Genomic DNA, 24,456 nt, shown 5'->3' with positions numbered 1-24,456 from the left:
CACATAAGTATATGCTTATGTGTCGGCATGGTCGATACCGATATCTTCAAGGCGCTGGCCGATCCGACCCGCCGCAAGGTCTTTGAGAAGCTGGCCGACGGCAGCCTGAACGCCAGCGCCTTGCGAGACGGACTTGAGATCAGCCAGCCGGCGATGTCGCAGCATCTGGCGGTGCTGCGCGCGGCAGGGCTGGTGCGCGAGCAGCGGCAGGGCCGCTTCGTGAATTATGAGGTCGACCGGGACGGCATCGCCAGCATCGGGACCTGGCTCGCCCGCTACCGCGCCTATTGGCCGAAGCGCATCGAAGCGCTCTCCGACCTCTTGAAGGACATGGATCAATGAGCGACACGGTTGAGCCTGACGCCGACGCGGCCCTGGTGATCGAATACGAGCTCGACGCACCGCCTGAGAAAGTATGGCGCGCCTCACCATTCCAGCCCTGCGCGAACGCTGGCTCCCGGATTGCGATCTCGCGGACGCTGAACCCCTCTCCTCGATCGCTGGCGAAGAGGTGCGCTTCCGGCTGCGCGAGTCCGAGCCGCCGTTTCGCGAAAGCCATGTCACCTTCCGGATCGAGCCGAACGAGGCCGGCGGCACCCGCTTTCGCATCATCCAGCAAGCCTGCGACATCAGCGCAAAGCAGCCGCAGCCGGCCAACAGCAACAACCGCTGCCTGATGCGCGCGGCTTAATCCCAGACTTCAACACCCGTTGAGACTTCATCACCTGCAGCAATGGAGGTCGCCGATGCGCGACATGATGCAACTCGTCCCTATGGTCGTCGAACAGTCGACCCGCGGCGAACGTTCCTTCGACATCTATTCCAGGCTCCTGCGCGAGCGCATCATCTTCCTGAACGGCGAGGTCAATGATGCGATGTCCGGACTGGTCTGCGCGCAGCTGCTATTCCTCGAGGCCGAGAATCCGCACAAGCCGATCAACCTCTACATCAACTCCTATGGCGGCGTGATCACCAGCGGGCTTGCGATGTACGACACCATGCAGTTCATCAAGGCGCCGGTGCACACGCTGTGCATGGGCACGGCGCGCTCGATGGGATCGTTCCTGCTGATGGCCGGCGAGCCCGGTCACCGCGCCGCGCTTCCGAATGCGAGCCTTCACGTGCATCAGCCGCTCGGCGGCTTCCAGGGCCAGGCATCCGACATCCTGATTCATGCCACCGAAATGCAGGAGACCAAACGGCGCATCATCCGGCTCTATGCGCAGCACTGCGGGCGCACCGAAGCCGACGTGGAACGGACCCTGGATCGCGATCACTTCATGTCCGCGCAGCAGGCGCTCGAATGGGGATTGATCGACAAGGTCTTCGCCGAACGCGACGCCGCCGAAAAACATGATCCGGTGCCGCGCTGATCTTCGTCGCTGGAGCGGCCAAACCGTGTTTCATGACAGCGCCATCGATTTAGGCTTCACCTCGGCATGCTGCACCGTGACCCGCACGGCATCGGGACGGCTCGATCCTCCGCGCCTGCCGCCGCGGTGGTCGATCAGGCGCGCAACGACAGTGCGCCGCGCGGAACGAGGCGTGAGCGAATGGTCGGCGTTCGGCAGCGTCAGCCGCGTCACGCCAGGGATGCTTGTGAGCCGTTTGCCGTCCTGGCCGAAATGGCGTGCGATCTCCTGCAGGCTGAGATCGCCGTCCGAGGTGACCATGAGGACGCGTACGTCGCGACTGCAAAGCTCGCGCATCCAGCGCTCGACGCGGTTACGACCAAGCAGGGCTGACGGATGCGTCGCCGACAACGTCGACTTGACGGCTTCCAATCCGCGCCGCACCAGCCGCCTGGCGCTACCTGACACTGACAGCTTCCAGGCGGACCTGGTCGTCATCGCAGGCCCCTCCGCCGGACCGATCTGCTGCTGGCTTCCGCGATTCGCCTTGGAGGTTTCGTATGCTTTCCAGGCCGTCAGCTCCAGCGCATAGGAACTGTTCCAGGCAAAGCAGAGCGGGTTGATCATGGTCAGGGCGCGGACGCGGCGGTCTGCGCGCGCAGTGTGAAAGGCCTGGAAGGCGCCCGAGCATGTGCCCACAAGCTCGACCTTGGCAAAGCCCGCCCGCTGCATCCAGTCAATCGCCGCGCCGACGTCGAAGCGGGTGCGGGAATCGTAGAGGAACAGACGATCGCTCGCAGCATCGTCGCTCAGGCCGATGCCCGGCAGGTCGATGCGCAGCGACGCCACGCCGGCAGCCGCCAGCTCGCGCGCCGCCTCGACCGTGCCGCGCGCCCAGCCGACATGCGGCACGCCGCCGGAGTTGAGGAAGATGACCGGATCGGCCGCAGCATGGCTGACACGCGGCCGGGTCAGCACGCCACAGATCGATGACGCCTGCCCGATCACAACCGGCTCTTCCGTGTAGTGCGACCCCTCCAATAGCTCGCGGCCGGTCAAGGATACGACGCCCTGAGCTACGCCGGCGACGGCCCGGTCGGACAACCAATCCGCCCAGCAATCGACAACGTCGGCTGGGATCCGGTTCGCAGTCGGGTCGCACATGAGCAGGTGATAGTCCTTGAACTGCACGATCGTCGTGCTTTCGACCGAAGTCCGGCCAGCGCGGATTTCAGAGACTGCCAACGGCTTTCCGTTCGCGATCAAAAGCATCGGCAGGGGCGGAAGGGCCGCCACGGACCGCCGCCAATCCAGCATCGACAGATCGGCGAGCGTCTCATGCGAAAGCCGGAAGCCGACGGCCTCGCGTCCCTCGGCGAACGTCACGTCGCTTGCGGCGCTGTTGGCGAGTGCCCCATCGATCACGCGCGACATCGCGGTGATTTCGCGCACATAGGTTTTGCCGGAACTCGGTGGCGCGAGCAGCGCAAGGCCTGCCACGTCGTCCCGCCCCGCCGCAGCGAGCGGGGCCAGCAGCGCGCCGAGACGGAAGCCGGCGAGGATGACATCCTCCACGCCGCAATCCCGCTTCAACCGGTCGATCGCCGCGCCGATACTTGCAGTCCAGGCCATCACCTGGCCCGGCGCCGCGTGGTCGCCGACCGCGTTGCCGCAGCCGGGATAGTCAAACAACAGGGTAGGCAGGCCCGCCGCGGCCGCCTTGTCGGACAACAGCTTCAGGAATCGGCGACTGCACAGATCCTCATGACCGTGCGCGCCGGCAATGACGACACCCCGCCTTCCCTTCGCTTCGTTCAGCCAGCCGATGGTATCGGCAAAGACAACTGGTTTCATGTCACGCTCCCGGCGGACTCATTTGTCCGCCCGACTTCCAATTCTTCTGCTCTGGGCGCCTCGTAGCTCATGTCGCGATCGGCATTGAGCGCCGTCACTGTGCCGCCAGGCGTCGCCACATGCGGACCGTCAAGGCCGACCTCCCGCTCGGTGCCCGGCATCAGGTGAAAATTGTTCTCCCCTGGAACGAACAGATCGTCCTGGATGGAGACGTGATAGGCCGCGCGTTTGCAGGCGAGCCGCAGCCGCCACGCGTCCTTCCGGCGCACCAAACTCACAGTCAGGCCCACGTCGCGCCGCGCGGTCATGACATCCGGCAGCACATGGAAGGCCTCGGCAAGGACCTTCCCGTCATCGTCTTCCAGCCTTGCCACGGTGACTTCATGTCCGGGCGGCCCGAAGCGATAGGCGTAGGAGATATCGAAAAAGGCGCCGAGCACCGAGAAGGCCGAAAGCGACAGGCCACCGTGCGCCGGCACGCTGATCGGCCGGCGCGCCGACACCACCGCCGTGACGCCGTCCCGCAGACAGGTCAGCGACAATGTCGCCTGGACGGTCTTCGCAGTATCGTTGACGGCATGGACGGTCAGCCCGTTGACGCCCTCATCGCTCAGGATCAGCCGCAGCGGGGCAAATGCCCGCCTGAGCCCGTGCCAGACGGGTTTCGGCCGGCCGGTCGAATCGACCATGCCCCAGCCCGCGCCCGGCCGCATATCCTTCCAGAAGAACAGCAGCGCTCCGGCCGTCAGCGAACAGGGCCTGCGCCATTCGTCGATGGTGCGCTCCACCACCTCGGTCGTCACCGCACGGGAAAGCTCGAGATAGCGACCGGTATTCTCGATGCGCAGCCGGCGCGCGTCGACGGAAAAATGCGTCTCTAGATAATGCTCGCGCACATCCTCGAAGTCCCAGGAGGCGCCGACGTCGCGCGGCACACCCGCCTTCCAGCGCGGATCGTGCACCGGCGGCACAGGCAGTTGCGCATCCAGCGTTGCCTTGTCAGGCACATTGGCAAAGGCAAGGCATTCGCTCGCGAAGCGCACCTCGGCCCGGCGCGCGTCATCCAGCGGACGGCAATAGGCACCGACCCCGTAATAATGCGTCGGCCCGCCATCGGCCGTGAACGGCAGGTTGCCGCCGGACGGCGATGACGTCACAAGCACCACGTCGGGACGTTGCGCTTCGGCGATGGGGCGCACCACCTTGTCGAACCAGGGCGTCGGGTCCATCGACATCGGCAAGCCCATCATCGCCGCCTGCTGCGCCACCTCGCTGCCGCCGCACAGAACGGCGAGTGACGGCGAATGCCTGAGCCGCCCGAGCAGATTCCCGACCTCGCGCGAGAGCGACGCCTGCCAGGCTTCGTCCTTCGCCGGATAGTCGAAATTGGCGAGCATCAGGTCCTGCCAGACCAGGATGCCCATCTCGTCGCAAAGCTCGTGAAATGCGTCGCTCTCATAGACGAACGTGCCGCCGACCCTGAGCATGTTGACCCCGGCCCGCCGTGCAAGATCGAGGTCACGCGCGATCTCTTCGCGTGAGGACGGCAGCCGCACCGGATCGGACGGCGTCCACACCGCGCCGCGGCAAAAGACGGATACGCCATTGACAACCAGCCGAAAGCCGCGGCCGTCGGCGCCACGATCGATCTCGATATGCCGGAAGCCGACGCGGCCGAGTGCAATTCGCATCGGGCCGAGCGTCAGGACGACCTCGTGCAACGCCGGTTCGCCATGGCTGTTCGGCCACCATGGCGCAACGTTCGCGATATCCAGTCTTGCCGTCAGCCGCGTGTCTGTCTCGGCCGTCAACGCGGCGACAGCGCCCGCACAGGCGATCATGGCCGGCGTGCCGTCTAACGGCTCGACCAGCGTGACCGTGACCGAAAGATGCCCTGTCGTGCTGGCGAGGTCGGCCTGCATTTGCACATCGCGCACGGCTTGGCGATCGGTATCGCGGACCAGCTTGATCGGCCGCCACGGTCCGACGATGTCGAAGCCCGGGGACCAACCCGGCATATGGCCGATCAGCGTGGTCCGCACGAGCCTCAGCCGCTGATCGTCGATCATGCGCGGCCTCCAGCGCGCACGCGGACCGGTCAAGGTTTCCAGATGGCGCTTGAGGCTGCGGAATGCGATGACCAGTTGCTCGCCGCCGGCAAGCGTCACAGCCACATCATGGCGCTCGAACATCGAGGTCGAGGACAGCACGAGGCGATCGTCGAGCCAGACCTCCGCGACCGTCGCCAAGCCGTCAAATACAAGACGGACGGGTCCTGCGGCATCGAGCCGGCGACGATACCAGACGTCCTGGTCGTGCAGCGGAGCGGGATGGTTGCGGTCCCAGCGGCCAAGCCCTTCCAGCGCAGCTGCGGCCGTGCCGGGGCACGCCGCCTCCAGCCATTCGGCACTGCCGTCGATCGCCGCCGGAGACGCCCACGCGCCGGCCGGCGAGACGACCATGCGCCAGCCGCTGTCCAGGAGCTCGGCCGTCTCGGTCGTCGACACAAAAGTGTCCGTGCACACACGCATTCCCATGACCGGCAAGCCAGTCCTATGCTGCCTTACTGGCGAGATCCGTCATACGGCCGTCCAGCGCGTCCATCACCGTTTGCCAGGCCTTGGCCATCGGCCCGATGCCGTCCGCGAGTCCATCGAACCGATGCCGGGCCATGGCGCGGGCGAGCTTGAATTGCATGACCTTGGCGCCCTCGGCGATTGCCGCGGCGGCTTCGATCGCCTCAGCGAGACTGGTCTCGCCGTGCCGTCCCAGCCATTCCAGATGACTGGAGAGGAGTTCGAAATTGGCGCCCACCTGCCGCAACGTGTTGAAGGCGTAGACGTGAAAATACTCCGGTGACCGGCCGGCCAGCACCTCGGCATGGCGGCCGAACACGGCCGCGTAAGCGTCGAGCGGATTGCGCTTCGGCCTGCGCCGCAGATGCTGCGCGAGGATCTCGGTAGCGGCACCGACCGGATCGCGCGAAGGGCGCGTGGCGTCGAATTTGACGAACTCGGCATAAGGAAACAGCGGCAGGCCGCCGGCCGGCGCGCCGTCGCGCTGTCCGAAAATGCCGTCGTAGTCCTCGCCGCCCAGCGCAAAGTAGCCGTCGTTGTGGAAGTAGGCCATGTGGCGGCGCCCGGGAACGAGCACGTTGATGCCGACCGTCGTCTTGGAATGGCCGGTGCGATAGGTGATGCCCTTGGTGTCGGGCAGATGGAAGGCATCGACCTCGACCAGCGGCAGCCGCCCGCGCTCGATCTGATTGAGAACATGCGTCTCCAGGCGATCGAACACGGACAGTTCCTGGATATCCAGGCCGGCCAATCGCTGCAGGTCGGCCGTCGGGAATTTGAAGAACGTGAACTGGTCGCCTTCGAAATCCTGCGCGACGGTGAAGCCGAGCGCCGCGACCGGGTCATTCCCGGTCGCATGCATCACCTCGATCAGCAGATCGACATAGCAGTTGGTCTGCGGCCATCGCCGCTCCGGATCGTGCAACCCGTGCGGCTTGTGGGCGGCCGGATCGAGCCCGGCGATGGCGCTCTTCATTTCAGTTGCCCCAAATCAGTTGCTCCAAAGCGTCTCGCGCACGGAAGCCGGCCAGGCCTCGACGTCAGGGCCGTGATGGCGGAACAGCGCGAGCGCCACGCGCTCCAGCCCGAAGCCGACGCAGGCCGAGTGGCACAGGCTGCCATCCGCGAACTTCAGGCCCCAGGTCTGGCCGAAATGGTCGCGATGGTAGTTGAAGGACAAGCAGGCCGTCGGTTTCTCGATACTGGTCACCGGGATCAGCAGCTCGAACTTGAGTCCTTCGTCGCGCTGGTTGTTGGCCATCATCTTGCCGCCGCGGCCGAAGAACGGATCGTTGGCGAGGTCAACTTCGCACGGCAGGTCGAGTGATTCGATCATCGCCTTGCCGCGCTCCAGCCAGCTCTCGCGGAAGGCGCACACCTGCTCGGCCGTCCCGATGCGGACGAATTCGCGCATGCGGAAGAGCTGCATGCGCGCCGGATCCTTGGAAGGCTCGTGGCGGAAGCAATAGGAGGAAAGCTCGAACAGGACACCGTCGTCGGGCACCGGACCGCGCGCGGCAACGGTCGGATAGAGCGGGTAGCAGGCGGCCGGCGTCAGCACCACGTTCGTCGCCTGCTGCAGTTCGGTCCAGTCCTCTCCCGCGGCCATCATGCCGAGAAGCTGCGCATGCTCGCGTTCGCCGCCCATGAAGGAATGCACGCAGCCCGCAAGCTGCGGGAAACTCTTCATGTAACCGCTGCCTTCAAGCGTGGCGCGACTCATGCCCGGCGGGAAGTGGATGCGGGTTGCCTTGTCCGGCGCTCCGATGCGCGTCACGAGCCGCTCAAAGCGCTCGATCACCTCTTCGAAAACGCCGGAGCGGCCATAAAGCCCGTCTACTCCGGTCCTGAACAAGATGCTCTTGTCGAACAGAGTGTCGAGCAGGCTCGTGGCATCGAACGTCTTGGCGTCCATCTCAACCTCTCAGGCTGGTGTCAAAGCGGCTCATCAGCAGGAGCGTCGCGGTGTTGGAAAGAATGCGGTCGTTCGAAATCATCAGCGGCGCGGAGGTCACGTCGCGCAGATGCCTGCCGACGCTGAACGGCGTGCCGTTCTTGTAGCCGACGATGCCGTTGATCTGCATGGCGAGCCGCACGATCGCCCCCGCCTTCTCGCTCGCGGCGACCTTCAGCGCGTTGATCTCGGCGGTGAAGCCGATCGAGGAGAGCGCGTCGTCATTGCCCTTGGCCGCATCGAAGCGGTGAATGGCCGCCGTGAGATGACCCTTCATCTCCTGAAGCAGGCCGGCCGCTTCGGCGAGCCGTAGCGCGCCCGGCGGGAGACTTCCATCCGCCTGCTTGCGCGCCGCAGCCTTGACGAACGCTTGCGCACGATTGAAGGCGTCGGTGGCGATACCGAACCAGGTCGCGCTCCAGAAGATATGCGAGCTCGCCAGCATCGACTGCGCCGCGATCTCCGAGAACGGCTTGGGGAAGATCTGCGCCGCGTCACCGTGCGCGACAAGATGGAAACCGTCCGAACAGGTGCCGCGCATTCCGAGCGTGTCCCATACGGAGGTGCGCTCCAGCGTACGGTTCAGGTCTGCGGGAATGACAACCATCACCTGATCAGAGCTTGCGGCGTCCGGAGCGCGCCGCGCCGTGGCGAGAATTGCGTCGGCGTGGCGGCCGTAGGAAATGACGGTCGCTTCCTTGGTCAGCGAGAAACGGCCGTCTGCCATTTCAACCGCACAGATCGAATTACGCAAATTGCCGCCGATGCCGGCTTCCGTGGTCGCGGAGGCCATCAGCAACTGCTCAGCCGCAATGCGACGCATATAGGCCAGATGCCAGTTGCTGGCGCCGCCGTGGCTGACGAAGCTCGACGTCTTGATCTGATGCATGGCGTAGATCATGGCGCTCGAGCCGCACGCCTGGGCGAGCTGGACGATGAGATCCGCGATCTCCATCGTGCCCAATCCCTCCCCGCCATGCTCGACGGGGATCGCGACGCCGAGCAGGCGCTCGCGCTTCAATGCTTCGATGGTGTCAACCGGAAAACGGCCCTCGCGGTCGACCGCCTCGACCTGCTGCGCGGCGATCTTGGCGACCCGACGCATGCGCTCGGCCGGCGTGTCGGCAGAGGCCGGCACCGGCTCTATCATTCTCACCACGCTCATGGTGTTACGCCGCCTGCTGTGTAAGCCGTGAAACGGCGTCCGCGACGTTGGCGAGCGACGAGAAGGTCCGTCGCGTGAGCATCGCTTCGGGAAATTCGATGCTGAACTCTTCCTCAAGCGCCAGCATCACCTGCACCGTGGCGAAGGATGTCAACCCTGCGTCATAGAGATTCGTGTCGTCGGTGATCGTGCTGAAATCCAGCGAAATCATCGGCTGCTGCTCGAGCAGCGCGCGGATACGATCAATCATTGGTTGCCCCACCTGTCATTGAAGTTCTTATGCGGCGGCAATAGCGCAGCGACGGCAACCGCGGCGTTAACGCCGGAACGACAATGTTACAGACAGCTAACGATCCGTAACGAACACTGCCGAAAGTGCGGGACTTGTACCGTCTTGGTGCGCTTGCCGCATACGGCCCTGGTCCGGCTCGCGCAGAACGACGCGGCGATGATGCCCGCCACTGGCTTCGCTTGCCTTCGCGGATCTCGGCGCAGGTCACGTCCCGGGGGCGGGAATTCAGGCAAGCCGATGAAGCCCACGGCAAATTCCCTCGGCGCAATCAGTCCGGCAGGCTCGCGAATCGGCGGCCGATCGGGAGGGTGGTCGCAGGCTGCGGGACAGCCTGGCAGCTGTGTCTGGATACCGCCCCCTGCACCGCAGCTGAGCAGAATTGTGTCCGGAGTTGGCCGTGCCTGCGTTCTAGACAGGCCTGACCATATTTTAGGCGCGGCGGAATAGCGCAGGGGCAACTCCCTCCCGCAAAGCGGGAAAAGGTCCGGATTCATAATCCATTAGCGAACTCCGGCCGTTTGGCACGGCATTTGATTCTAAGGGTCCAGGCTGTGCCCGCGTAGTGGATGTCCTCCGCGTGGTGAACCTCAGTCGAAACTCCCGGTGTTCATTCGCACCGGGCCCAAGCGGGGATAGGACTCATGAAAATTGTTATGGCGATCATTAAGCCATTCAAGCTCGAAGAGGTCCGTGACGCCCTGACCGCCATTGGCGTTCATGGTCTCACGGTGACGGAAGTCAAAGGCTACGGCCGCCAGAAAGGCCACACGGAAATCTATCGCGGTGCCGAATATGCCGTGAGCTTCCTGCCCAAGATCAAGATCGAGGTCGCGGTCAATTCCGATCAGGTCGACAAGACCATCGACGCCATCACCTCCGCCGCCAAGACCGGTCAGATCGGCGACGGCAAGATCTTCGTCATCAGCCTCGATCACGCCGTGCGCATCCGCACCGGCGAGGCCGATGCCGCGGCCCTCTGACTTTCGCGCTCAAACCTTAAGACCTCAGGAGTGAAATAACATGACGTTCAAGCGTCCCTACGGCGCGGGACTGGCGGCCCTTGCAGTCGGCCTGTTCGCCGCGACCGCCGCCTACGCCGAGCCGACCGTCAACAAGGGCGACAACGCCTGGATGCTGACCTCGACGGTGCTGGTGCTGCTGATGACCATCCCGGGCCTCGCGCTGTTCTATGGCGGCCTGGTCCGCTCCAAGAACATGCTCTCGGTGCTGGCGCAGGTGTTCTACACGGTCTGCCTCGTCACCGTGCTCTGGGCCCTCTACGGCTACAGCCTCGCCTTCACCGGCGGCTCCGACTTCATCGGCGGCTTCTCCAAGGCGTTCCTGATGGGCGTCACGCCGGACTCGAAGGCGGCGACCTTCTCGGTCGACGCCAACATCTCGGAGCTCATCTATATGTGCTTCCAGATGACCTTCGCGGCGATCACGCCGGCCCTCATCGTCGGCGCCTTCGCCGAGCGCATGAAGTTCGCGGCGATCGCGCTATTCATCCCGCTCTGGGTGACCCTGATCTATTTCCCGATCGCGCACATGGTCTGGTACTGGCCGGGCCCGGACGCGATCCAGGATGCCGCCAAGGCGCTCGCCGCTGCGGCTGACGGCGCGGCCAAGACCGCGGCGCAGGCCAAGCTCGACGAGATCAACGCCGATGCCGGCTGGATCTTCAAGAAGGGCGCGATCGACTTCGCGGGCGGCACCGTCGTGCACATCAACGCGGGCATCGCCGGCCTGGTCGGCGCGCTGCTGATCGGCAAGCGGACCGGTTACGGCAAGGAGCTGATGGCTCCGCACTCGCTGACCATGACCATGATCGGCGCCTCGCTGCTCTGGGTCGGCTGGTTCGGCTTCAACGCCGGCTCCAACCTCGAAGCCAATGGCGGCGCTGCGCTCGCCATGACCAACTCCTTCGTGGCGACCGCCGCGGCGGCGTTGTCCTGGATGTTCGCGGAATGGATCATCAAGGGCCATCCCTCGCTGCTCGGCGCGCTGTCGGGTGCGGTCGCGGGCCTCGTCGCGGTGACCCCGGCGGCCGGCTATGCCGGTCCGATGGGCGCCATCGTACTCGGCCTCGTGGTCGGCGTGGTCTGCCTGTTCTTCTGCACGGTCGTGAAGAACGCGCTCGGGTATGACGACTCGCTCGACGTGTTCGGCGTTCACTGCGTCGGCGGCATCGTCGGCGCGCTCGGCACCGGCATCCTGGTCAACCCGGCGCTCGGCGGTGCAGGCATCATCGACTACACCGCGATCCCGCCGAAGGTCGCCGACTACGACTTCGCGGCGCAGATGATCTCGCAGGTTTGGGGTGTCGGCACCACGCTGGTGTGGTCGGGCATCGGTTCGGCGATCCTCTACAAGATCGTCGACGTGATCGTCGGCCTGCGCGCCAACGTCGAGACCGAGCGTGAAGGCCTCGACATCACCGAGCACACGGAGCGCGCCTACAACATGTAAAATTAACGGCCCTTGAGGCCGCTAATTTGGGTTCTCCCGGGGCGCGACCTCCCCAAGCGGTCGTTCCCAGAACTACGGTCCGGACACATACCCGGCAATGTCCGGGCCGTTGAGGGGCTCCAGCGCAAGCTGGGGCCCCTTTCTTTTTTCCGCGGCTTGAGAAAATATTGTCGGAATTGCCTGCCATTGTGGAATGGCAGGCTACAAACAACGAAAACGGGAGGACGTCATGAAGGTGCAGGGCAGGTGCTATTGCGGCAACGTGCGCTATGAGGCCGAGGGCGAGCCGATGATGGCGGCGCAGTGCCTGTGCCGCGAATGCCAGTACATCACGGGCGGCGGACCGAACATGTTCATGGCGATGCCGACCACCGGCTTCAAATACACCGCCAGCGAGCCCAAGCAGTTCACCCGCAAGGATCTCGACCGCGCCGTGACGCGCGAGTTCTGTCCGGAATGCGGCACGCATCTCGTGACCAAGGTGCCGGGCCTGCCCGCAACCATCCTGAAGGTCGGCACCTTCGACGACCCCTCGGTGTTCACCCCGCAGATGACGATCTACACCTGCGACAAGCAGACCTTCCACCACGTGCCCGACGGCAAGCCGTCGTTCGAGAAGCTGCCGGCGCGGTAGCCGCCACGTATCGCGCGCGTAGCCCGGCCTGCTGTCTGTTTTCTCCTTCCCCCTGAAAGGGGGAAGGTCGGGATGGGGGTTAGCCGCGCACTCTGCTGTCTGCGGAGAGAACAGATCCCCACCCGCTTTGCTCTCCGAGCAAAGCGACCTCCCCTTTTCAAGGGGAGGTTGGAGCCATCGCGCCTCGTCAGTCGATCAAAACTTCCTCGTCCGGCAGCTCGCTCGGTGCGCCGTCGCGCAAATAGCGATCGAGGATGTCGGCGAGCGACAGCGGCGTGAGGCGCTCACTCGCGCTGGACAGATCGGCGATCGGCCACCAGCGGAAACAATCGAGCACCCTTGCCTCGGCCTCGTCGGCCATCACGGGCGCGAAGCGATCCGCGTGAACGATCCGGTACTCTTCCTTTTGAGAGATCCGCCGGCCGCCCCAGTTGAAGGTGTGGTGCCGCCGCCAGACGGCCGGGCCGTGCGCGAAATCGATCAGCCCCAATTCCTCCGCCAGTTCCCGCTGCAGCGTCGCTTCAGCCGTCTCGTCGCCCTCGATGCCGCCGCCCGGCGCGATCCAGAAGCAGTCGCCGCGGTGCGGCGGGCGAATCCGCATCAGCAGGACTTCGCGCTCGCCGGTGATGATGAGCGCCCGGACGGCGCGGCGGTGGATCATGTCTCGGAGCAATTTCGATACGGCTTTCTGGCGTGAGCGCTGATATCACGCGCCGGCCGACCGTGCCGCGCCACCGATGGTTAATCGCGTCTTAACCTCGCCCTATCTATGGTGACTTGATCGGTTTACGGTCGGCGCCCCCTACCCTCCGACCGCAGTGAAAGTGCTGGCATTTCAATCATGGCAATGACCGCCTCATCCGGCTTGGCGCAGGGCGCCGGCGATGTCGCATCCGCCGGCCAGGCCGAGCGCTCCCCTTTCCTGCGCACGACCGAGCTGCTGGCGCCGTATCAGCCTGCCAAGCCCTTGATTACGCTGTCATTAGGCGAGCCGCAGCACCCGGTGCCCGATTTCGTCGGGCCGGTGCTGGCCAAGCATACCGCCGAATTCGGCCGCTACCCGATCGCCAAGGGCATCGAACCGTTCCGCCGCGCCGTCGCGACCTGGCTGGGAAGCCGGTTCCAGTTGCCGCGACCGGTCGATCCGGAGAGCGAGGTGATGGTGCTGAACGGCAGCCGCGAAGGGCTGTTCTTTGCCGCGATCTCTGCCTCGCGCTATGTCGCGCCACGCAAGGGCCGGCCGGCGATCCTGATGCCGAACCCGTTCTATCCGGCCTATGGCGCCGGCGCCCGCGCGGCCGGCTGCGAGCAGATCTACCTGCCGACCACGCTCGGCAACGGTTTCCTGCCCGATCTTGATTCGATCGACGAAGCGACGCTGGCGCGTACCGTCGCGTTCTTCATCGCCTCGCCCGCCAATCCGCAGGGCTCGGTCGCCTCGCGCGCTTATTTCACGCGGCTGAAAGAGCTCGCCGATCGCTTTGGCTTCATCATCCTGAGCGACGAATGCTACTCGGAAATCTACACCCGCGAAGCGCCGGGCAGCATTCTCGAATGCGCCGGTCCCGACTTCAGCAATGTCGTGGCGTTCCAGTCGCTGTCGAAGCGCTCGAACCTGCCGGGCATGCGCGTCGGATTCGCCGCGGGCGACAGGAAGTTTCTGGCCGCGTTCCACGAACTGCGCAATGTCGCCGCGCCGCAGGTGCCGGTGCCGCTGCAGCATGTCGCGGTCGCCGCCTATAGCGACGAGGCGCATGTCGAGGAGAATCGCAGGCTCTATCGCATCAAGTTCGATTTCGCCGATCAGATCCTCGGCAACCGCTACGGCTACAAGCGTCCCGCCGGCGGCTTCTGCGTCTGGCTCGACGTCTCCGAGCGCGGCGGCGACGAGGCGGCGGCGGTCAGGCTCTATCGCGACGCCGGCGTGCGCGTGATTCCCGGCAGCTATCTGGCGCGCCAGCAGAACGACGGTTCCAATCCGGGCGCGGGCTATATCCGCCTTGCGCTCGTCTCCGACAGTGAATCGACGGCCGAGGCGATGCATCGCCTGGTCGAAACCCTGGGTTAATCGCGAAGCGCGAAGATTGAGTATGCCAGCGATCGAACGTGTCATCCCCCTGGTCGGCCATCTGCCGCTCTCGCTCCGCGAGGCGCTGGCGCGACGGCTGCGCGAACTCACCGGGCTCGGCCTGATCGCGCTGTCCGGCGCCATCACGGCGGCGCTGATGACCTGGTCGGTGCAGGATCCGTCGCTGAGCCACGCCACCTCGCGCGCGATCCGCAACGTGCTCGGCTATCCCGGCGCGATCGGCGCCGACCTGTTGATGCAGATCCTCGGCCTCGGCGCCATCATGCTGGTGCTGCCGGTCGCGGTGTGGGGCTGGCGGATGCTGACGCATCGCCCGTTCGACCGCGAGGCGCTGCGGCTCGGCTGCTGGATCCTGTGCACGGTGATCGCGGCGGGCTTCGCCAGCTGCTGGCCGCACAACACCGCATGGCCGCTGCCGACCGGGCTCGGCGGCGTGGTCGGCGACGCGCTGCTGCGTGCGCCGGCCGTCGTGTTCGGCCCGCCCGGCTTCATCTATCGCGTCGTGCTCGGCTCGATCCTGGTCGTCGCGATGGCGGCAAGCTTCCTGTTCGCCTGCGGCTGGGGCGCCAAGGAGCAGGACGACGAACTGACGCCGATCTCTGACGATGACGAGCCGTTCGTCGAGGAAGAAGACAACGACCGCAGCTCGGTCTCGCTGGGCTGGCTGTTCCATGCGCTGATGAGCGCGAAGGCGCGGCTCGGCTGGCTGCTGACCACCGCCTACAGATCGCTGGTCTCGAGCGGCGCGCAGGGCCGCAGCGCTGCGTTCGAGCGCCAGGAGCCCAATATCGGTGGCGGCCGCTCGGCGCCCTCGATCGCGCCCGCGCATGAAGGCCATGATGAGGACGAAGCTGACGCTTTCGACGACGAGGAGGAAGAGGAGGACGAGGAGGACGAAGCTCCCGCCGCCCGCGCCCCGCGCAAGAAGGCCGAGCCGAAGCCGAAGAAGAAGAATTCCGACAAGTTCGAGCTGCCGTCGGTCTCCGTGCTCAGCGCGCCGAAAGCCAGCGATCGCCAGCCGCTGAGCAAGGCCGAGCTCGAGACCAATTCGCGCTCGCTCGAAGGCGTGCTGCAGGACTTCGGCGTGCGCGGCGAGATCGTCAAGGCCAATCCCGGCCCGGTGGTCACGCTATACGAGCTGGAGCCCGCGCCCGGCATCAAGTCGTCGCGCGTGATCGGGTTGTCCGACGACATCGCACGCTCGATGAGCGCGCTGTCGGCCCGCGTCGCCGTGGTTGCCGGCCGCAACGCGATCGGCATCGAGCTGCCGAACGCGCATCGCGAGAAGGTCTATCTGCGCGAGCTTCTGGTCGCCAAGGAAAGCATCGATTCGGTTGCGAAGCTGCCGCTGTGCCTCGGCAAGACGATCGGCGGCGACCCCGTCATCATCGACCTGGCGCGCACGCCGCACATGCTGATCGCCGGCACCACCGGCTCCGGCAAATCGGTCGCGATCAACACCATGATCCTGAGTCTGGTCTACCGGCTGCGGCCGGATCAGTGCCGCCTGATCATGGTCGATCCGAAGATGCTCGAACTCTCCGTCTATGACGGCATCCCGCATCTGTTGACGCCCGTCGTCACCGATCCGAAGAAGGCGGTGGTGGCGCTGAAATGGGCCGTGCGCGAGATGGAGGAGCGCTACAAGCGGATGGCCAAGCTCGGCGTGCGCAACATCGACGGCTACAATGCGCGCCTCGTTGAAGCCAAGGCCAAGGGCGAAGAGCTGACGCGCACCGTCCACACCGGCTTCGACAAGGAGAGCGGCAAGGCGATCTACGAGGAAGAGAAGCTCGACCTCGAGCCGCTGCCCTACATCGTCATCATCGTCGACGAGATGGCCGACCTGATGATGGTCGCCGGCAAGGACATCGAGGGCGCGGTGCAGCGCCTCGCGCAGATGGCGCGCGCCGCTGGCCTGCATGTCATCCTCGCCACGCAGCGTCCGTCGGTCGACGTCATCACCGGCACGATCAAGGCGAACTTCCCGACCCGGATCGCCTTCCAGGTGACGTCGAAGATCGACAGCCGCACCATCCTTGGCGAGATGGGCGCCGAGCAGCTGCTCGGCCAGGGCGATATGCTCTACATGGCGGGCGGCGGCCGCATCAGCCGCGTGCACGGACCGTTCGCCTCCGACGAGGAAGTCGAGAAGGTGGTGCGTCACCTCAAGACGCAAGGCGCACCGGAATATCTCGAAGCCGTCACCGCCGAAGAGCCGACCGACGAGGACGGCGCCGTGTTCGATGCCACCGGCATGGGCGGCGACGGCGGCGGCGATCTGTTCACGCAGGCGGTTGCGATCGTCAAGCGCGACCGCAAGGCGTCGACCTCCTACATCCAGCGCCGGCTGCAGATCGGCTATAACCGCGCCGCCTCGCTGATGGAGCGGATGGAACTTGAGGGCATCGTCGGTCCGGCGAATCACGCCGGAAAGCGCGAAATCCTGGTCGGGGAGGAAGAAGGCCAGTTCTGATCGGGGCGATCATCACGGAAAAACCATATCTCCCTCGGAAGAGGCGGGATAAAATCCGGCGCAGCGGGACGAGCGTCGAACAGAGACCTGACATATCTGATGGCAAAACACCTCATTGACCGCGGCACGCGCACCGCGCTGGCTCTTCTCGTCACCGCCGCGATCGCCGGCGCTGCGACTGCGCAGAATGCGCCGCCGCCGAAGCCCGCACCCAGCGCTGGAGCCAAGGCTGCGCCAAAGAAGGACGCCGGCGCGCAGACCAATGCGGACAAGGGCCCGACGACCACGGGCGCCACCCAGGCACCACCGAACCCGGTGATTCCCGATCCGCGCCGCAACGTGCCCGCCAACATCTTCCAGACCTTCGACGCCAACCAGAAGGCGCAGGCCGCCAAGGTCTCGGCCTATCTCTCGTCGCTGCAAACGCTGGTCGGAAATTTCGTCCAGGTCGGCCCCGACGGCACCAAGACCAAGGGCGATTTCTACATCCAGAAGCCCGGCAAGCTGCGCTTCGAATATGACGATCCGAGCCCGATCGAGGTGATCGCGGACGGCTCCTCGGTCGCGGTGCGCGACCGCAGGCTCGCCACCCAGGACGTCTATCCGCTGTCGCAGACCCCGCTGCGCTATCTGCTGTCGGACCGCATCGACCTGATGAAGGACACCAACGTCATCAGCGTCACCGCCGATGACGTGTTCGTCAGCATCACGATCGAGGAGAAGCAGGCGCTGGTCGGCACCAGCCGCTTCCTGCTGATGATCGGCGCCAAGGACGGCAAGCTCAAGCAGTGGACCGTCACCGACCCGCAGGGCTACGACACGACCGTTGCGGTCTACAATCTCGACGCGACGCAGAAGCCCGATCCGGCGCTGTTCAAGATCGACTTCACGACCTATCCCGGCACCTCGCCGGGCTGATCGCGATGCCGTAGGATGGGTAGAGCGCAGCGAGACCCATCGCGGTCACGGCGCGCTGCGTCAATGATGGGTTTCGCTTCGCTCTACCCATCCTACAAGCGCTTGCTTGTGGACAAAGCGCCAACCCGCACTGAGAACCGTGCTAAGACGCACCTCTCATGCGGTTCTCCGTCACCACCTGGAACATCAATTCGGTGCGCCTGCGCATCGACACCGTCGCCAAGTTCATCAAGAGCGCGCGGCCGGATGTGCTGTGCCTGCAGGAGACCAAATGCATCGACGATGCGTTTCCGCTGAAGCGCTTCAAGCGGCTCGGCTATGAGCACGTCGCGCTGAACGGACAGAAGGGCTATCACGGCGTCGCCATCGTCTCGCGGCTGCCGTTCGAGACGACCGACATCAGGACGTTCTGCGACAAGATCGATTCACGGCACATTTCGGTTTCGTTCGGCGAGAAGGCGCAGCTGTCAAAGCCGCTGGTGCTGCATAATTTCTACGTGCCGGCCGGCGGCGACATTCCCGATCCCGCGCTCAATCCGAAATTCGAGCACAAGCTGCAATTCCTCGACGAGATGAAGGCCTGCGAGCCGTTGCATCCGCGCGGCGACGACCGCCACATCCTGGTCGGCGACCTCAACGTCGCCCCGCATGAGAACGACGTGTGGTCGCACAAGCAGCTGCTCAAGGTGGTCTCGCACACGCCGGTCGAGACCGAGAAGCTGCTGGCCGCGCAGGCGCATGGCGAATGGTTCGACATCGCGCGCGAGCGGATCCCGATGTCGGAAAAGGTCTACACCTGGTGGAGCTACCGCGCAGCGGACTGGACCGTCGGCGATCGCGGCCGCCGGCTCGATCACATCTGGGTCTCGCGCGCGCTGAAGGATCAGGTCAGCGATTTCAGGATCGCCCGCGACGCCCGCGGCTGGGAGCGCCCGTCGGACCACGTGCCGGTGACGGCGGTGATGGAGGTTTAGCTCAGCGTTAGCCGGGAGACTGTAATCCGTCACCCTGAGGAGCGCGCTCTTGCGCGCGTCTCGAAGGGTCGACGGCCACCAGCCGGGCCGTTCATCCTTCGAGGCTCGCAAGGGCTCGCACCTCAGGATGACGGGATAAAAAGTCCTCGCCAAGACTGTGGCGACTACGTACTCAACTTCCCGCCTGCCATCAGGATATCGCTTGCGAGCTGGCTGGTACGCAATGCGATTTCGTCGCGCAGCCGAAGGGCCGCGGCGGGATCGCTTTCCAGCACGCGCTGGAACAGGCTGCGCGCGACGCGGATCACCGAGCCGCGCTCCAGCGCGGTGGCGGTCGACGGCCGCTTCATCGCGACGATCAATGCGAGCTCGCCGATCAGCGCGCCGGGACCGGCGATGATCTCGGCGCCGCCTTCCTCGACGCGGAAGGTGCCGCGCTGCACGACATAGCCGGCGTCCGCAGCGTCGCCGGCCTTGAACAGCACGTCACCTGCGTTGAAATCACGTTGCTCGGAGCCGATCGCCAGCATGCGCAAGGAGCTCTCGCCCAACAGACGCATCGTCGGGACCCGCTCGAGCAGGGCTACGTCATCATCGATCGACATTCAGGTCCGGTAACCGCGGCGCGCCTCGATTTCACGAATCGTTGAGCGCAAAGCGTATCACGGCACCAGCTTGTAGCCACCGGCTTCCGTCACCAGGATTTCCGGGTTGGCGGCGTCCTTCTCGATCTTCTGGCGGAGGCGGTAGATGTGGGTTTCCAGCGTGTGGGTGGTGACACCGGAATTGTAGCCCCAGACTTCCTGGAGCAGGGTTTCGCGCGACACCGGCATCTGGCCGGCGCGGTAGAGGAAGCGGAGGATCGCGGTTTCCTTCTCGGTCAGCCGCACCTTCCTGGCGTTGGCGCCGGTCAGCATCTTCGAGCCGGGCCGGAACGAGTAGGGGCCGACCGAGAACACCGCGTCCTCGCTGGCCTCGTGCTGGCGGAGCTGCGCCCGGATCCGGGCCAGCAGCACCGCGAACCGAAATGGCTTGGCCACATAGTCGTTGGCGCCGGATTCGAGCCCCAGGATCGTATCGGAATCGGTGTCGTGGCCGGTCAGCATGATGATCGGAGCCTTGAAGCCGCCCTTGCGGAGCGAGCGGACCACTTCGCGGCCGTCGGTATCGGGCAGGCCGACGTCCATCAGGACCAGATCAGGGGAATTGGCTTTGGCGGCAGTGGCGCCCTTGGCGCCGGTGTCGACTGCGGAGGCTTCGAATTCCTCGTGCAGCGACAGCTGCTCGACCAGCGTATCGCGCAGATCGGTATCGTCATCCACGATCAAGATCTTGCGGGCATTGGCCATAGGTACAATCCTTCGGGGCGGGGCGGTCAGAAGCGGAGGGCGCCTATGGCCGTAACATCGGCTAGATATGTTCTCAGGTAGGCGATTGTTACCGATTCACAAGGCAACGCAGTCTACCTCAAATCCGGCGGGGCAGGACGTGAATGTCCTGTAATGCCGGGAGATAGAATGTTCTGAACCTCCAAGGCAAGCTCAGTTTGGAACGATTCTTAAGGGAAGATCAGCTATTTCAATCACTTATATGACAGTTAAACGTGATCGGCCGCTCTCCATCATCGAGGTCCGAGCAGCCGCCGGCGACCCGCGCCGGGGCTGGCTGACCGCCGATGGCTGGACCGTGCCGGTGGCGCTCGGCCGCGGTGGAATCCTTGCCAACAAGCGCGAAGGCGACGGCGGCACGCCGCGCGGCGTCTTCCATCCGCGCCAGCTCTGGTGGCGCGCCGACCGGCACCAGCGTCCAACGACTTTCCTGCCGACCCGGCCGATCCGCCGCGAGGACGCCTGGTGCGAGGACCCCGCCGACCGTCACTACAACCAGCCGATCCGGCTCGATCGCGAGCAGGGCGGCGACCGCCTGACTCGCGAGGATCATCTCTACGACTTCATTATCGAGATCGATCACAACGCCGCGCCGCGCATCGCCGGTCGCGGCAGCGCCGTATTCCTGCATCTGGCGCGGCCGAATTTCGCGCCGACTGCGGGCTGCGTCTCGATGACGAAGGCGTCGATGCTGCGGCTGTTGCGGCGGATGTCGCCGCAGACCCGGATCGTTATTGGGTAGGATGGTGGAATAGCTCAGCATCGGTTTTCCCACGCGACAGACGCGACGCGTTTGTGCTGAGATCGCGCGCAACCAAGAATAATTCCCGCGGGAGCGAAACAGCATGCTCGACAACAACCAGATCGCCGCCGCCTCGAAGGTCCTTCACGATCACTGGCACGCGGGAACAAAACTCGGCGCACTCGATAGCGCAATTCGGCCGCGCGATCGCGCCGAGGGCTACGCGGTGCAGGCTGCGCTGGAGAAAACGTCGCGCGAAAAACTGTTCGGCTGGAAGATCGCGGCGACCAGCGCGGCCGGCCAGAAGCACATCAATGTCGCTGGACCGCTGGCGGGGCGCATCCTTGCCGAGACGGTGATACCGGATGGTGGCACCGCGTCGATGCAGGGCAACGAGATGCGCGTCGGCGAGCCGGAATACGCCTTCCGCATGGCGCGTGACCTCGCGACGCGCACAACACATTACAGCGTGCAGGAGGTGCTGGAGGCCGTCGGCACGCTGCATCCGGCGATTGAGATTCCGGATTCGCGGTTCGCCGATTTCGTCGCCGCAGGCGAGGCGCAGCTGATCGCCGACAATGCCTGCGCGCATCTATTCGTGCTCGGACCCGCAACGACAGCGGACTGGCGCGCGATCGATCTGGTCGAGGACCGCCCGATCATCACACTGCGCGGCGAGCGCTATATCGGCCACGGCAAGAACGTGCTCGGCGATCCCCGCACAGCGCTCGCCTGGTGCGCCAACGAGCTGCGTGCGCTCGGGCTGACCTTGCGGGCAGGGGAAGTCGTCACCACAGGCACCTGCCATCCACCGCTGCCGATCGCCGCCGGCGATGAATTCGCCGCCGATTTCGGCGCGATCGGAAAAGTGTCGGTGAAGTTCGCGTAGGCTGCGCACTCACCGCACAGCTGTCGTCCCTGCGAAAGCAGGGACCCATAACCACCGACGTTAGTTGTTGCCCGCCGATCTGGCCGCGTGCCCTTTGCAATGGCCGCGGAGTATGGGTCCCTGCTCCCGTGCGCAATTGCGCACTAGGCAGGGACGACAGTCAGTTATGCGGCACCGTCCGCGTCCCGAAGATCGCCGACCCCACCCGCACATGGGTCGCGCCCATCTGGATCGCCACCGCGAAATCCGCGCTCATGCCCATCGAGAGATTCTTCAGGCCGTTGCGCGCGGCGATCTTGGCGCAGAGCGCGAAGTGCGGCGCCGGCGCCTGGTCGACTGGCGGGATGCACATCAGTCCCGAGATCGACAGGCCGTAGGTGTCACGGCAGGCCGCGATGAAGGTATCCGCGTCCTGCGGCGCGACGCCGGCCTTCTGCGGCTCCTCGCCGGTATTGATCTGGACGAACAGTTCCGGGTGCTTCCCTTGATTTTTGATTTCCTTGGCTAACGCTTCGCAAATGCTGGTGCGGTCGACCGAATGGATCGCATCGAACAGCGCGACCGCCTCCTTGGCCTTGTTCGACTGCAACGGCCCGATCAGATGCAGCTGCAATCCCGGGTGAGCCTGGATTAGCGCCGGCCACTTGCCCTTGGCCTCCTGCACGCGGTTTTCGCCAAATACGCGCTGTCCGGCGCCGATAATCGGCAAAATTGCGTCAGCCGCGAACGTCTTCGACACCGCGATCAAGGTCACCGACGCACGGTCGCGCCGCGCTTCCTTGCAGGCATGGGCGATCTCGCGTTCGACGGCGGCGAGGCCGGAGGCAGGGTCATGTGGTGAACCGGGCGGTAACGGCGTGGTCGGGCTTTGCGTCATGCTTGTGCCGTTCTCTGACAGGTGCGGGGGGTTGGCTCGAATTTTACCAAATTCGGGAAAGGCTTTTTGAAGCCCTGCATTCTACCTTGCGCACGGGCAAGGGAATAGAATGTCGGGCGTCACTTTCAACCGCAACCGGGTCAGGCTCAGGAAGGTTCTGGGAATTCGTGCCCGGCTGGCCTTGCTTGCGCTGATGCTGGTCGCGCCCCTGATGCTCGACCGCGTCCGCACGCTGGAAGACTCCCGCAGCAAGCAGATTGCGCAGGCCGCGGCCGGCTATGCCAGCCTCACCGCGCATGCCGCCGAGACCCAGCGCGAGGTGGTCTCCTCGGTCGAGACCATGCTGAAATCCGCCGCCTATATCCGCGCCTCCGGCGGCATCGCGCAGAGCTGCGAGGTGCTGCGCGCCAGCCTGCCGACGGTGCTGCCCTGGATCCGCAGCATCATGTTCGTCTCCAGGGACGGGCTGGTGCAGTGCTCGACCCTCAACGTCCAGGTCGGCCTCAATGTCGGCGACCGCGAATATTTCAAGAAGGCGCAGGACAACCGCGGCTTCGTGTTCAGCGACTATCTGCGCGGCAGGACCAACGGCCGCCCGATGATGATGGCCGCCTATCCGGTGGCCGCGATCAATCCGGAGCAGGATGCCGTCGTCGTCGCCGGCATCAACATCGATTGGCTGTCGCAGATCATGGCCAATCTCGGCGGCCAGCCCGGCATGTCGGCCGTTCTCGTCGACAGCACCGGCGTCGTGATCGCCGCGCCCGCGGATCATGCGAGCCTGATCGGCCGCTCGCTCGACACCATCCCCTTGATGGCCGCGATCGCCGAGAAGGCGCTGAGCTATGACGAACCATCCGGCTCGGTGTCGTTCACGGCGTCCGACGGCGCGCAGCGCACGCTGAGCTTCGCGCGCATCGCCGGCACGCAGTCCCGGCTGATCGTGAGCATGGACGAGGCCAAGGTGACCGCGGCGATCAACCGCGAGATCCGCACCGCCTATCTGCAGCTCGGCTTCGTCTGCCTCTTCGTCTTGTTGGGTGCCCTGGTCGGCGCCGAGCGGCTCGTCATCCATCCGATCGAGCTGATGACCGGCATGGCGCGGCGGTTCGGCGAAGGCGACTGGTCGGCACGCGTCGCCAAGCACAAGCTGCCGGCGGAATTCGTGCCGCTGGCGCGCGCCTTCAACGCGATGGCGGCGCAGCTCAGCCAGCGCGAGCGCGAGCTCGTCGCCTCCAACGATCGTCTCACCGTGATGGCCTCGATCGATGCGCTGTCGGGCCTTGCCAACCGCCGCGGCTTCCAGAGCCGGCTCGACTTCGAATGGATGCGGGCGCAGCAATATGAATGCGAGCTGTCGCTGATGATGATCGATGTCGATCACTTCAAGCTCTACAACGACACCTACGGCCATCCCGAAGGCGATGCCTGCCTGACCCGGATCGGCGAAGTGCTGTCCGGGATCGCGGCCGACACCATGGGCTTCGCCGGCCGCTATGGCGGCGAGGAATTCTGTCTGTTGCTGCCGAACACCGATGCCGCGCATGCGCTCGCGATCGGCGAGACCGTGCGCACCGCCGTGCTCGGCCTTGCCGTGCCGCACGCGTCCTCGAGCCATTGTGTCGTCACCGTCAGCGTCGGCGTTGCCACGACCAGACCGAACGAGACCCGGCGCCCCGGCGACCTGATCGAAGCCGCCGACGCCGCCCTTTACGCCGCCAAACGCCGCGGCCGCAACGCCGTGATCGAGCACGGCTTCCTGCAGACGCTGGACGAAGCCGGGATGGCGCTGGCGAGCTGAGATCGC

At 65.2% G+C, this 24,456-nt stretch carries 22 protein-coding genes and 1 pseudogene; 13 read left to right on the top strand and 10 right to left on the bottom strand.

Annotation, left to right across the window (positions count from 1 at the left end; all coding sequences use genetic code 11):
• The first annotated feature begins 27 nt into the window (after positions 1-27).
• From QJT82_RS15710 to QJT82_RS15700, 3 genes and pseudogenes are all read left to right on the top strand, one after another.
• Positions 28-342: a metalloregulator ArsR/SmtB family transcription factor gene (locus QJT82_RS15710; RefSeq protein WP_028342024.1), complete on the top strand. Its 315-nt coding sequence runs from the start codon at positions 28-30 to the stop codon at positions 340-342.
• Positions 339-691 (top strand): annotated as a pseudogene (locus tag QJT82_RS15705) (hypothetical protein). Before QJT82_RS15710 ends, QJT82_RS15705 begins: the two are co-directional and overlap by 4 nt.
• A 55-nt stretch (positions 692-746) precedes the next feature.
• A complete protein-coding gene (locus tag QJT82_RS15700) occupies positions 747-1,373 on the top strand; it encodes an ATP-dependent Clp protease proteolytic subunit (protein ID WP_028342023.1) in 627 nt (208 codons plus the stop codon).
• A gap of 30 nt (positions 1,374-1,403) precedes the next feature.
• On the opposite strand, the gene QJT82_RS15695 is transcribed toward QJT82_RS15700, so the two are convergent.
• The 6 genes from QJT82_RS15695 to QJT82_RS15670 are packed head-to-tail and all read right to left on the bottom strand — an operon-like array spanning position 1,404 to position 9,151.
• Positions 1,404-3,206, bottom strand: a complete 1,803-nt coding sequence (locus QJT82_RS15695; RefSeq protein ID WP_028342022.1) for an alpha/beta fold hydrolase — start codon at positions 3,204-3,206, stop codon at positions 1,404-1,406.
• The gene (locus QJT82_RS15690; protein WP_155258595.1) at positions 3,203-5,713 is read right to left on the bottom strand and encodes a glycoside hydrolase family 2 protein; all 2,511 of its coding nucleotides are present in this window, start codon (positions 5,711-5,713) and stop codon (positions 3,203-3,205) included. The genes QJT82_RS15695 and QJT82_RS15690 overlap by 4 nt, the downstream gene beginning before the upstream one ends.
• Positions 5,714-5,759: 46 nt before the next feature.
• Positions 5,760-6,758, bottom strand: a complete 999-nt coding sequence (locus tag QJT82_RS15685; protein ID WP_028342021.1) for a DUF1839 family protein — start codon at positions 6,756-6,758, stop codon at positions 5,760-5,762.
• Between the two features lie 15 nt (positions 6,759-6,773).
• A complete protein-coding gene (locus QJT82_RS15680; protein ID WP_028342020.1) occupies positions 6,774-7,697 on the bottom strand; it encodes an amino acid--[acyl-carrier-protein] ligase in 924 nt (307 codons plus the stop codon).
• Between the two features lies 1 nt (position 7,698).
• Positions 7,699-8,901: an acyl-CoA dehydrogenase family protein gene (locus tag QJT82_RS15675; protein ID WP_155258594.1), complete on the bottom strand. Its 1,203-nt coding sequence runs from the start codon at positions 8,899-8,901 to the stop codon at positions 7,699-7,701.
• A 4-nt stretch (positions 8,902-8,905) separates the two neighbouring features.
• The gene (locus QJT82_RS15670) at positions 8,906-9,151 is read right to left on the bottom strand and encodes an acyl carrier protein (RefSeq protein WP_028342018.1); all 246 of its coding nucleotides are present in this window, start codon (positions 9,149-9,151) and stop codon (positions 8,906-8,908) included.
• Positions 9,152-9,834: 683 nt separating this feature from the next.
• Between QJT82_RS15670 and QJT82_RS15665 the strand changes: the two genes are divergently transcribed.
• From QJT82_RS15665 to QJT82_RS15655, 3 genes are all read left to right on the top strand, one after another.
• Positions 9,835-10,173: a P-II family nitrogen regulator gene (locus QJT82_RS15665; RefSeq protein WP_026192063.1), complete on the top strand. Its 339-nt coding sequence runs from the start codon at positions 9,835-9,837 to the stop codon at positions 10,171-10,173.
• A 40-nt stretch (positions 10,174-10,213) separates the two neighbouring features.
• On the top strand, positions 10,214-11,662 hold the full coding sequence (locus QJT82_RS15660; RefSeq protein WP_028342017.1) for an ammonium transporter: 1,449 nt from the start codon (positions 10,214-10,216) through the stop codon (positions 11,660-11,662).
• 229 nt (positions 11,663-11,891) lie between these two features.
• On the top strand, positions 11,892-12,296 hold the full coding sequence (locus QJT82_RS15655) for a GFA family protein (protein ID WP_028342016.1): 405 nt from the start codon (positions 11,892-11,894) through the stop codon (positions 12,294-12,296).
• Positions 12,297-12,483: 187 nt separating this feature from the next.
• Here the strand turns inward: QJT82_RS15655 and QJT82_RS15650 are convergent, their stop codons facing one another.
• A complete protein-coding gene (locus tag QJT82_RS15650; protein WP_028342015.1) occupies positions 12,484-12,957 on the bottom strand; it encodes an NUDIX domain-containing protein in 474 nt (157 codons plus the stop codon).
• Positions 12,958-13,137: 180 nt separating this feature from the next.
• Between QJT82_RS15650 and QJT82_RS15645 the strand changes: the two genes are divergently transcribed.
• The 4 genes from QJT82_RS15645 (at position 13,138) to QJT82_RS15630 (ending at position 18,753) form a co-directional block, all read left to right on the top strand.
• Complete coding sequence (locus tag QJT82_RS15645) at positions 13,138-14,364, top strand: aminotransferase class I/II-fold pyridoxal phosphate-dependent enzyme (RefSeq protein ID WP_026192062.1); 1,227 nt, start codon at positions 13,138-13,140, stop codon at positions 14,362-14,364.
• 16 nt (positions 14,365-14,380) lie between these two features.
• Complete coding sequence (locus tag QJT82_RS15640) at positions 14,381-16,861, top strand: DNA translocase FtsK (RefSeq protein ID WP_028342014.1); 2,481 nt, start codon at positions 14,381-14,383, stop codon at positions 16,859-16,861.
• 99 nt (positions 16,862-16,960) lie between these two features.
• Positions 16,961-17,779 (top strand): outer membrane lipoprotein carrier protein LolA, encoded by an 819-nt coding sequence (locus QJT82_RS15635; protein ID WP_028342013.1) that lies wholly within the window; start codon positions 16,961-16,963, stop codon positions 17,777-17,779.
• Positions 17,780-17,937: 158 nt separating this feature from the next.
• Positions 17,938-18,753, top strand: coding sequence for an exodeoxyribonuclease III (locus QJT82_RS15630; RefSeq protein ID WP_028342012.1), 816 nt, complete (start codon positions 17,938-17,940; stop codon positions 18,751-18,753).
• Between the two features lie 164 nt (positions 18,754-18,917).
• Here the strand turns inward: QJT82_RS15630 and QJT82_RS15625 are convergent, their stop codons facing one another.
• Complete coding sequence (locus tag QJT82_RS15625; RefSeq protein ID WP_028342011.1) at positions 18,918-19,358, bottom strand: cyclic nucleotide-binding domain-containing protein; 441 nt, start codon at positions 19,356-19,358, stop codon at positions 18,918-18,920.
• 57 nt (positions 19,359-19,415) lie between these two features.
• The gene (locus QJT82_RS15620; protein WP_016841446.1) at positions 19,416-20,102 is read right to left on the bottom strand and encodes a response regulator transcription factor; all 687 of its coding nucleotides are present in this window, start codon (positions 20,100-20,102) and stop codon (positions 19,416-19,418) included.
• Between the two features lie 241 nt (positions 20,103-20,343).
• On the opposite strand from QJT82_RS15620, the gene QJT82_RS15615 reads away from it, so the two are divergent.
• Both QJT82_RS15615 and QJT82_RS15610 read left to right on the top strand, forming a co-directional pair.
• Positions 20,344-20,883 carry a L,D-transpeptidase family protein gene (locus QJT82_RS15615; protein ID WP_028342010.1) on the top strand — a complete coding sequence of 180 codons (540 nt, stop codon included), beginning with the start codon at positions 20,344-20,346 and terminating at the stop codon, positions 20,881-20,883.
• Between the two features lie 103 nt (positions 20,884-20,986).
• Positions 20,987-21,772 carry a fumarylacetoacetate hydrolase family protein gene (locus QJT82_RS15610; RefSeq protein WP_028342009.1) on the top strand — a complete coding sequence of 262 codons (786 nt, stop codon included), beginning with the start codon at positions 20,987-20,989 and terminating at the stop codon, positions 21,770-21,772.
• 160 nt (positions 21,773-21,932) lie between these two features.
• On the opposite strand, the gene QJT82_RS15605 is transcribed toward QJT82_RS15610, so the two are convergent.
• Positions 21,933-22,649 carry a YggS family pyridoxal phosphate-dependent enzyme gene (locus QJT82_RS15605; RefSeq protein WP_028342008.1) on the bottom strand — a complete coding sequence of 239 codons (717 nt, stop codon included), beginning with the start codon at positions 22,647-22,649 and terminating at the stop codon, positions 21,933-21,935.
• A 109-nt stretch (positions 22,650-22,758) separates the two neighbouring features.
• Between QJT82_RS15605 and QJT82_RS15600 the strand changes: the two genes are divergently transcribed.
• Entirely contained in the window at positions 22,759-24,450 is a 1,692-nt protein-coding gene (locus QJT82_RS15600; protein WP_264641746.1) for a diguanylate cyclase, read from the top strand.
• Positions 24,451-24,456: the final 6 nt, after the last annotated feature.

It is taken from the genome of Bradyrhizobium sp. Mp19, from assembly GCF_029952935.1.
Lineage (GTDB): Bacteria > Pseudomonadota > Alphaproteobacteria > Rhizobiales > Xanthobacteraceae > Bradyrhizobium > Bradyrhizobium elkanii.
Note: the sequence above shows the minus strand (reverse complement) of the source record. Positions and strands in the feature narration are given on the sequence as shown.